Origin of the sequence: Actinoplanes sp. NPDC051411 (assembly GCF_040682075.1) — a bacterium.
GTDB lineage: Bacteria > Actinomycetota > Actinomycetes > Mycobacteriales > Micromonosporaceae > Actinoplanes.
The window spans coordinates 1-10,007 of sequence record NZ_JBFBAD010000230.1 but is presented as its reverse complement, the minus strand read 5'-3'; the positions used below and the strand labels follow the sequence as shown (position 1 = coordinate 10,007).

At 69.4% G+C, this 10,007-nt stretch carries 7 protein-coding genes; 4 read left to right on the top strand and 3 right to left on the bottom strand.

The features are described from left to right. Positions 1–38: 38 nt before the first annotated feature. On the bottom strand, positions 39–1,460 hold the full coding sequence (locus AB0M88_RS51885) for an endo-1,4-beta-xylanase (protein ID WP_364115593.1): 1,422 nt from the start codon (positions 1,458–1,460) through the stop codon (positions 39–41). Positions 1,461–1,813: 353 nt separating this feature from the next. Between AB0M88_RS51885 and AB0M88_RS51880 the strand changes: the two genes are divergently transcribed. Then, a complete protein-coding gene (locus AB0M88_RS51880) occupies positions 1,814–4,171 on the top strand; it encodes an excinuclease ABC subunit UvrA (protein WP_364115590.1) in 2,358 nt (785 codons plus the stop codon). A gap of 1,378 nt (positions 4,172–5,549) precedes the next feature. Here AB0M88_RS51880 and AB0M88_RS51875 read toward each other — a convergent pair. After that, positions 5,550–6,323: a class I SAM-dependent methyltransferase gene (locus AB0M88_RS51875; RefSeq protein ID WP_364115587.1), complete on the bottom strand. Its 774-nt coding sequence runs from the start codon at positions 6,321–6,323 to the stop codon at positions 5,550–5,552. Between the two features lie 300 nt (positions 6,324–6,623). Between AB0M88_RS51875 and AB0M88_RS51870 the strand changes: the two genes are divergently transcribed. Continuing rightward, complete coding sequence (locus AB0M88_RS51870) at positions 6,624–7,487, top strand: hypothetical protein (RefSeq protein ID WP_364115584.1); 864 nt, start codon at positions 6,624–6,626, stop codon at positions 7,485–7,487. A 110-nt stretch (positions 7,488–7,597) separates the two neighbouring features. On the opposite strand, the gene AB0M88_RS51865 is transcribed toward AB0M88_RS51870, so the two are convergent. Beyond that, on the bottom strand, positions 7,598–8,125 hold the full coding sequence (locus tag AB0M88_RS51865; RefSeq protein ID WP_364115581.1) for a hypothetical protein: 528 nt from the start codon (positions 8,123–8,125) through the stop codon (positions 7,598–7,600). Positions 8,126–8,257: 132 nt separating this feature from the next. Between AB0M88_RS51865 and AB0M88_RS51860 the strand changes: the two genes are divergently transcribed. Beyond that, entirely contained in the window at positions 8,258–9,289 is a 1,032-nt protein-coding gene (locus AB0M88_RS51860; RefSeq protein ID WP_364115578.1) for a hypothetical protein, read from the top strand. Then, on the top strand, positions 9,283–10,007 hold a 725-nt coding region (locus AB0M88_RS51855), incomplete at its 3' end, for a glycosyltransferase family 2 protein (protein ID WP_364115575.1). The genes AB0M88_RS51860 and AB0M88_RS51855, both read left to right, overlap by 7 nt.

Here is a 10,007-nt window from a genome sequence, read left to right as displayed (position 1 = left end):
GCCGCGGGGACGGCCGCGGCCGCACCTTTCGTACGCGATTAGCGAGCCGTACAGGACGGTGTGCCGGCCGGGCCGGTTCCCGTTCCCTGGAAGCCGAACTGCGTGTTCTGGCCGGCGGCGATGGAGCCGTTGTACGCCACGTTGGTGTAGCTGACGGAACCGCTGGTTCCGCTGCCGGTCGCGTTCCACGAGTTGGTGACCGCCGCTCCGGAGGGCAGCGTCAACCCGACCGTCCAGCCGTTGACCGCGCCGGACCCGGCCGTGACCGTGACCGTGACCGTGGCGACGAAGCCGCCGTTCCACTGGTTGAGCGAAACCGAGGCCGAGCAACCACCCTGGGCCGGCGGCGTGGTCGGCGGCGTGGTGGGCCCGGTGGTCGGCGGCGATGTGGTGGGACCCGTGGTCGGCCCGGTGGTCGGCGGCGTGGTGGTGCCACCGGCGTTGAGCGCGTTCAGCGCCGACGTGTAGGCCGCCTTGGGGTTTCCGTTGTTGTCGAACAGCAGCGGCGTGTCACCCGACCGCCACGAGTCGCTGTCGCGGATCCCCCACACCGTGATGCCCGTGCACCGGGCCACCGCGAGACAGGCTTGTACGACGCGGGCGTAGGTGTTGGCCTGCGCCGTTCCCGACCCGGCGATGTCCAGCTCGGTGATCTGCACGTCGACGCCGAGGTCGGCGAACCGCTGCAGGTTGGCCTGGTAGTCGGACGGCACCGGCGAAGCCGAGTTGATGTGCGACTGGAATCCGACGCAGTCGATCGGCACCCCGCGCGCCTTGAAGTCCTTGACCATGTTGTACACGGCGGTCGACTTCGCGTTGACCCCGTCGGTGTTGTAGTCGTTGTAGCAGAGCTTGGCGCCCGGGTCGGCGGCGCGCGCGGTCTTGAACGCCACCTCGATCCAGTCGTTGCCGGTGGCCTGCAGGTTGGACTGCCGCCGCGAGCCGTCCCCGTTGTCGGAGAACGCCTCGTTCACCACGTCCCAGGCGTAGATCTTGCCCTTGTAGTGGGTGGCCACGTTCGTGATGTGGTTGATCATCGCGTTGCGCAGCGCCGTGCCGGACAGCGAGGCGACCCAGCCGGGCTGCTGCGAGTGCCAGGCGAGGGCGTGCCCGCGCATCCGCTGCCCGTGGGCCTGGGCGTGGGCGACGATCTGGTCGGCCGAGGTGAAGGTGAACTGGCCCTGGGACGGCTCGGTGGCGTCCCACTTCATCTCGTTCTCTGGCGTGATCATGTTGAACTCGCGGTCGAGGATGCCGGAGTAGACCGTGTCGCTGAGCTTGTAGGCCGCGACGGCGGTGCCGAAGTAGCGGCCGGTGGCGGCCGCCGAGGCACCGAGGGTGGACGCCGCGTTCGCGGTGGTGGAAACCGAGAGCACGGTGCCGAGGGCGACCACGGCGGCGGTCGCGGACAGGGCGGCGCCTGCGAGGCGCCGCCGGGAGCGTACGAGGGGATCAGACATGCCGATGCCTTTCCAGCAGTCGAGGACGTGACTGTTCTTAACCGTGAAAGGTGGTGCTGACCCGGATCGAGCGAAACATTACAAGCGTGTTGCGGTAATCACAACAGTCAATGTGCTCGTGTTCGGCTGGTGACAAAGGTGCTGCTGCCCGCCGTACACCCGGCATGCAGGACCGATGCGGCGCGTGAGAAAAAGTCGATCTCCGCAACTTTCGGCCGAAGGACGGAATGCGCTGCTCGAAGCTGATTGATGAATCGGTTCAGTGAGCACGTCCGGCAAGTCGAGCAGGATTCGACAAGTGCGATGTCGGACCCTCCCGCTAGGTTGGAGCCGTCGCCGAAGATGGAGAGAAGATGACCCCGCAGCCGCACGCCGCCGACCGGCACGACCTGATCCGCGTGCACGGCGCGCGCGAGAACAACCTCAAGGACGTCGACGTCGAGCTGCCGAAACGCCGCCTGACCGTCTTCACCGGCGTCTCCGGCTCCGGCAAGAGCTCCCTGGTCTTCAGCACCATCGCCGCCGAGTCCCAGCGCATGATCAACGAGACCTACAGCGCGTTCATCCAGGGCTTCATGCCCACCCAGGCCCGTCCCGACGTCGACGTGCTCGACGGCCTCACCACCGCGATCATCGTCGACCAGGAGCGCATGGGCGGCGACGTGCGTTCCACCGTCGGCACCGCCACCGACGCCAACGCCATGCTGCGCATCCTGTTCAGCCGCCTCGGCCGGCCGCACATCGGCTCACCCCAGGCGTTCTCCTTCAACGTCGCCTCGATCAGCGGCGCCGGAGCGGTCAACATCGAGAAAGGCGGCCGCCAGCTCAAGGAGAGACGCACCTTCAGCATCCTCGGCGGCATGTGCCCCCGCTGCGAGGGCCGCGGCTCGGTCTCCGACTTCGACCTCACCCAGCTTTACGACGACACCAAGTCGCTCAGCGAGGGCGCCCTCACCATCCCCGGCTACAGCATGGACGGCTGGCAGGGCCGCATCTTCCTCGGCTCCGGCTTCTTCGACATCGACAAGCCGATCCGGAAATTCACCAAACGCGAGCTGAACGACCTGCTCTACAAGGAACCCACGAAGATCAAGGTCGAGGGCATCAACCTCACCTACGAGGGCGTCATCCCGAGAATCCAGAAGTCGATGCTCTCCAAGGACGTCGACTCGCTGCAGCCCCACATTCGCGCGTTCGTCGAGCGCGTCATCACCTTCTCGACGTGTCCCGACTGCGACGGCACACGACTGAGCGAACAGGCCCGCTCCTCCAAAATCAACGGGAAGAACATCGCCGACTGCTGCGCCCTGCAGATCAGCGACCTCGCCACCTGGATCCGCGGCGTCAACGACCCGTCGGTCGGCCCGCTGCTCACGTCGCTGCAGCACCTGCTCGACTCGTTCGTCGAGATCGGCCTCGGCTACCTCAGCCTCGACCGCCCCTCCGGCACCCTCTCCGGCGGCGAGGCCCAGCGCACCAAGATGATCCGCCACCTCGGCTCGTCGCTCACCGACGTCACCTACGTCTTCGACGAACCCACCATCGGCCTGCACCCCCACGACATCCAGCGCATGAACGACCTCCTCCTCCAACTGCGCGACAAAGGCAACACCGTCCTCGTCGTCGAACACAAACCCGAAGCCATCGCCATCGCCGACCACGTCGTCGACCTCGGCCCCGGCGCCGGATCCGCCGGCGGCCAGGTCGTCTTCGAAGGCACCGTCGACGGCCTCCGCGCCAGCGACACCCTCACCGGCCGCCACCTCGACGACCGGGCGAAACTCAAGGAAGCGGTCCGGACCAGGTCCGGAACCCTTTCCGTACGCGGCGCCGACACCCACAACCTCCGTAACGTCGACGTGGACATCCCCCTCGGCGTCCTCGCCGTCGTCACCGGCGTGGCCGGCTCCGGCAAAAGCTCCCTCATCCACGGCTCGGTCTCCGGCCGCGACGGCGTCGTCACCGTCGACCAGTCCGCGATCCGAGGCTCCCGCCGCAGCAACCCGGCCACGTACACCGGCCTGCTCGAACCGGTCCGCAAAGCCTTCGCCAAAGAAAACGGCGTCAAACCGGCCCTGTTCAGCGCAAACTCGGAAGGCGCCTGCCCGGCCTGCAACGGCGCCGGCGTCATCTACACCGACCTGGGCATCATGGCGAGCGTCGCGACAACGTGCGAGGAATGCGAGGGCCGCCGCTTCGACGCCTCCGTCCTCGAATACAAACTGGGCGGCCGCGACATCAGCGAAGTCCTGGCCATGCCGGTCGACGACGCCCTCCCCTACTTCACGTCGCTGTCCCTCCCGCCCGCGGTGAAAATCGTCGAACGCCTGGCCGACGTGGGCCTCGGCTACCTCACCCTGGGACAGCCGCTGACCACGCTGTCGGGTGGCGAACGGCAGCGGGTCAAGTTGGCCACGCAGATGGCCGACAAGGGCACGGTCTACGTGCTCGACGAGCCGACGACGGGGCTGCACCTGGCCGACGTCCAAAAGCTCCTCGGCCTGCTCGACCGTCTCGTCGATGGGGGTAAGTCGGTCATCGTGATCGAGCATCATCAGGCTGTGATGGCTCATGCGGACTGGATCATCGACCTTGGTCCGGGGGCTGGGCATGATGGTGGTTTGGTCGTGTTCGAGGGCACTCCTGGGGAGTTGGTGTCGTCGCGGTCGACGTTGACCGGGGAGCATTTGGCGGCTTATGTCGGGGGCTGAAAAGCGGTGGCTTTCTTGCTCCAGGACGGTGGCCGGGGGATGGGCCCAAGATCGAGGTAAAGCATCTAGTTCGTTCTTGGGCCCATCCCCCGGCCACCTTGCAGGGTTTCAACTCCATCTAGGCCTTTGGTTCCGCACTGCTGGGTGCGTTTGTCGCCGGGCGGTCACCTGGCGGGTGGGTGGTCTGGCTGCCGCGCTGCGGTTCCTCCAGGGAATCTTCTTTGGCGGGCCGGCGTGGGCGCGGGGCTGGGGGGTTGTTCCGCGCCGGTTGCGAGACCACGTCCATGGCAGGCCGGGGTTTGCGGTGGCTCCGGGAGGTGGGGCCGCGTGCGCGGCGGGGGGTGGTGTGACCGGGCTGGGCTTGGATGGAATGGGTGCGGGCAGGGGTTTTTCGGCTTTGCGCGCGGGAGCTTCGGGGTTGGTTGCCGCCACTTGGGCGTTGCACGGGTGGATTGCTGCGGGGGCTCTCCTTACTCGCCGACGGCTGAGTGATTGACCTGCGCTGGGGATCTGGCAGCAGTACCGGGGGCACCGGCAACCTGACCTTCTTGCGCGCGTGGGCGCGGGTCGGGAGCGGGGCGGGGGTTGGGTGGGCGGCTCGCGCGGTGGTCGGCTTTCCCCGCTTTGCATGCGGCTGCCTCGAGACTGGTCGTCGCCGGCCGGCTGTCGTGGCCGTGACCGCTGGCCCGACCGGCCACCCAGCGGGCTCACCCGGGCGGGTGGGCGAGGGCCGGCTTCTTTTCAGCTTTGCGTGCGCGAGCCCCGGCGTGAGTTGCCGGCGCTGACCGCCAGGCCGGGAGTCACGGCCGTGACCTGAGTTTTCTGAAGCGGGTCCAGGCCGGTCCAGGGTTGCTTGCGTAGGCCGGACGCGCGGTGCCGGCCGCCCATTGTTCTAGCCCGGCCGTGGTGTTCCGGGCCGTTCGGGGGATTCAGGTGCGCCGGATGGGTCATCGTGATGCTGCCGACGAGGAGTCCAATGTAGATGGTTGCGGCTCGCGCACAGCAGTTCAGGTACAGCGCCGGACGTCGGCCTCCAAAACCAGAAAATCCCCCCGACACGGCTGTCGGGCCCGGCGATCGAAGGCGCCGCAGCCCTCGGTGAGCACGCATAGGACACCGGCTTCGGCGAGGTCGCCGGCGAATCCCCGGATCCTCGCGTTCCGGACACCGGGGTCGGTGTGAAGCGTTCTTCCCGCGAATGCAGCCGCGGTTTGGCCACCAGGCCAACCCCTGGGCCCAGGCCGGGGTGATCTCCTCGCGTCGGCTGAGTTCCCCCGGTTCGGTGGATCACGGGGGACTCACTCCGAGCCGAGGCCGGGGTTCGGGCAGGGCGCCGAGGACCCGGAACACCACCCCTACAGCATCCTAGGATCCTGGGCTAATACGGCCTGGAAGCGAAATCGAAGGCATAGCTGACGTCAGAAACCAACTCCCCCGCCAACCGCTCCCCCAACTCGGCCTCGAACTCCGCCGCCCGCTCCCCGAACACCGACCGAGGCAGAAACGACGTCGAATACACAAACCCCGCCAACGCCCCCACGCTCCACCGATGCGGAACCGACAACGAAACCCGGTCCGAACACAGAAACCCGGCCGCCGACAGAACTTCCGTATCCGGCCGCGCGGCCCGAGCCGACGACCACCCCGCCGGCAGGCGATCGCCGACCGAAAGCCGCTCCCGCCACGACGCGATGACGGACCGAAAGACGGACTGCCACGGCTCCTCCCCCTCCCACGGCGAATCCGACCAGCACAGGGCCAGCGACCCGCCCGGGCGAAGCCATGAAAACACCAGCGAAGCCACCCGCTCCCGGCGCAACCGGTGAAACGCGTTGCCGATGACGACCAGATCGAAGGCACCCGTCGGCGCCTCCAACGATTCCGCCGAGGCGACCACGGCCCGCACGGAGGGAACACCCCTCGACGCGACCACCGAAAGCATCGAAGGCTCCTGATCAACGGCCCACGTGGACGCGAATTCCGAGCACAACGCGAACGCCAACTGCCCGGTCCCACACGCCAGATCCATCAGCCGCGAGCGGCCGGATACGCCGGAAAGGAGCGCCGAGATCAGGGCGGGCGGATACGGCAGTCGGTGCCGGTCATAGTCCAGGCCCGCACCCCGGTAAAGATCTGGGTCGAACGACGGCATCGGAAAGGCTCCCCCTATGGCGCGCGCGGCTCTGTCTGGGCCGGCGCCTGTCGGGAACCGATTCGACGCCATCCACTACAGCCCCGCAGCAAGAGCGGCCGAGACGGCCGAAATCGTCGGCCACTATCTCACGGGGGTGCCCGCTCACGCTTGCGACTTCGTCCGTGCGGCACGCGATCGACGCGCCGTCGTGGCGCCGACTCGGGCTCAACCAGGCGAGGGCGGCAAAAAGTCTGCCCGTGCCGGTCTGCTTCAACGACACCGGCCACCTGGAGCTTTGACGGCTGGGAGACTCGGGGCGTGGACGACTTGGACCCGGGCCTCGCGCCGCCGCTGCACGAGGCCGCGAGGCAGGGTCTTCCGCTTCCGGTCGTCGAGCGGCGCCTGGGCGAGCGGGTCGACGCGCTGTGGCGGGGCCGGACGGCGCTGTGGGAGGCCGTCATGCACCGCCATTTCGAGGTCGCCGAGCTGCTGGCCGGTGCGGGGGCCGATGCGTGGGCGCCGCAGATCGGTGGCTGGTCGCCGGGGCGGCTGGCGCTGGCCGGGCCGCGGCCGACGCTGTTCGGGGCGCCCGACTCGCATCTGACGACGGCCGAGATGACGGCGATCGCGCGGGCGCGGCGGCGGATCGCGGCGGTCGGCGATCCGGAGGTCGAGGGCATGAGCATCGCCTGTGTGGCGCACGTCGATTCGGCGGAGGCGGCGGGCCGGATGCGGGCGCTGCCGGTCGACATCCCGAATTTCGCCGAGTGGGCGCTGGATCCGTGGTCGGAGGGTATGACCGATGACGAGGTGGCCCATACGGTCGGTGTGACCGATGTGCCGGGCGGGTGCGTGGTCACCCAGTGGGCGGGTTTCACCGCGGCGTCGCCGGGCCTGCTCGCCCGGCTCACGCCGGGCAGTTCGGCGTACGCGATGTGCGTGGACCCGAAGGGCGGCTGCCCGGGCATCGCGTTCCATCACGGGCACCTGGTCGGCTCCGATCTGAGCCCGGGCAGCGGCGACTCGGACCCGGCGGACACCGGCTCGGAGGTGCTGCGGACGTTCCTGTACTACGGGCATCCGGTCGCCTACTGCTGCGACGCGGTGGGTCTCTTCCCGGAGAGCCAGCGGGCGTTCAACGGGCCGCCGACGAAGCTGCTCCGGCTGCCTCCGATGCACTGAGGTCGGCGACGGGCCGGTTGCGCGCCGCGGTGCCCGCCGCGGTGCACGCCCCGCCGGGCACGCCGGTGACGAGAGCGGAGGACGGCTCCGCCGACGTCACCGTGCCGTGGTCATATGAGCAGTTCACGACGTGGGGTGGCGAAGACGCCGCGGGCGACCGGGACGCTGCCGACCAGGATCAGCGCCGCGGCGAACGGCAGCAGGTCGAGGTCGACGCTGGTGGCGACGAACCCGATCAGGAACGCGGCCGGGCTCCACCAGGGCAGCCGGCGGCCGGCGGACTGCAGCGCGAGCAGCGTGACCATCCCGATCACGAACAGCGCGGGCCCGAAATTCTCCAGCAGCGACGGCAGCGGGTGGTCGAAGCCGGAGAACAGGTCACCCACGATGACCCAGAGGAAGCAGGCCGCGCCGAAGACGGTCGCGGCCAGCGCGGGTACGGCGATGGCGAGCCGGTCGCGCGCCAGCCGGGCCAGCCCGGCCGCCTGGACGGCGAACAACACCATGGCCAGGAAGAACATGGTGTGGCCGATGGTCCAGGCGGGTCCGTTGTGCCGGGAGCCGTCCCAGCCGTCGATCCAGCGGGCGATGCCGTAGCCGAGCATGAGGGCGGGCGCGGCGATGGTGATCGATCTCATGGCCCGGAGCCTAGGAACGGCCGGGCCGAAGGACATCGAGGAAAGCCCGGAGGTTGGCCCTGACCCGAGCCCTGACAGATTCCTCAGGGTCGGGCCACAGCTGGCTGACAGGTTCGGCCCGATGGTGCGGGCATGGAAATCTGGGACACCGTTCCGGTGGCGCGTACCGCGCTGTTCGTGGTGCACAACGGCACCACGCTCGACCGGCTGCTCGACGTGGCCGAGGTCTTCGCCGGCGACCTGCGGGTGCGGATCGTGGCGACCTCCGACCTGTCCGACCCGTTCGCCGAGGGGCTGCCCGAGCTGGTGGCGAAGGTCGGCCTGGCCACGGTGCCGTGGAGCGAGGCGACCCGGAACCGCTACGACCTGATCGTCTCGGCCAGCCATCACGGTCCCCTCGACGAGCTGCGGGGACCTCTGCTCACGCTGGCCCACGGGGCCGGCTTCGGGAAGTACGCGCCCGGAAGCCGTTCCGTCTTCGGCCTGGACGCGGAGTGGCTGCTCGACCGGCACGGCCGCCCGCTGGCCGCCGCTCTGGGCCTGGCCCGCCCGTACGAGCTCGGGGCGGCCGCCGACACCGCCGTCGTCGTCGGCGACCCGTGCTTCGACCATCTCGTGCGGATGAACGCGGAGCGAGCGCAAGACACGGTGGTCATCACCAGCACCTGGGGCAACCGGTCTCTGCTGGGTGTGAGCCCGCAGGTCATCGACGCCGTGGTCGGGGCCGGCTACGACACGCGCCTCATCCTGCACCCCAACATCTGGGCCCGGCACGGCGAACATCAGGTCCGGCTCTGGCTGCGGAACAGCCTCGAACGCGGGCTGACCCTCGTGCCTCCGCTCCGGGCCTGGCGCCGGGAACTCGCCACCGCCGGCTACGTGATCGGCGACCACGGGTCGGTCACCGTCTACGGCGCCGCGCTGGGCAAACCGACCCTGCTGGCCGCCTTCCCCGACGACCAGGTCGTCCCCGGCTCCCCCGCCCACCGCCTGGGCGAGCTGGCCGGCCGCTACGACCCGGGCATCCCGGTCGACGTCCAGCTCGACAAGGCCACCGGCCACCGGGAGCTCACCGAACTGGTCACCGCCGTGCCCGGCGAGGCCCGGGCCCGGCTTCAAGCCACCTGTTACCGACTGCTCGACCTGGAGGAACCTGAATGCTGAGCCTGTGCATGATCGTCAAGAACGAGCAGGACGTCCTCGACCGCTGCCTGGCCAGCGCCCGCGAGGCGGTCGACGAGATCATCGTCGTCGACACGGGCTCGGCCGACGACACCGCCGAGATCGCCCGCGACCACGGCGCGACCGTGCTGTCCCACGACTTCGCCGACCTCGACTTCGCCGCCGCCCGCAACCGGTCGCTGGACGCGGCGGCCGGCGACTTCGTGCTGGTGCTGGACGCCGACGAGACCCTCCATCCGGACAGCGCCGGCCTGATCCGGTCGCTGGCCGCCGACGGAGGAGACGTCGGCTACGTCGTCAAGCGGCGCAACCGGCGGCCCGGCGGCAAGGCGGCCGTCGACCACGCCGTCCGCCTCTTCGCCCGGCGCCCCGCCTTCCGCTACCGCAACCGCGTCCACGAGACCGTCGACACCGCGATCCTCGAGGCGGGCGGCCGCCTGCGCCGCAGCCACGTGATCATCGAGCACCACCTGCCGACGGTCGAGCGCGAGACCGAGAAGAGCCGGTTCTACCTGCGGCTCCTCGAGCGCGACCTGGCCGACGACCCGGCCGACGTCGACCGCCTCACCTTCCTGGCCGCCGAGCACCACAAGCTCGGCGACTTCCGCTCGGCCCCCGAGGTGGCCGAGCGGATCGCCGGCCTGCTGCCGGAGGGCTTAGGCGCGCACCACACCCTTGCGCTTTACCACTTCGCGTACGG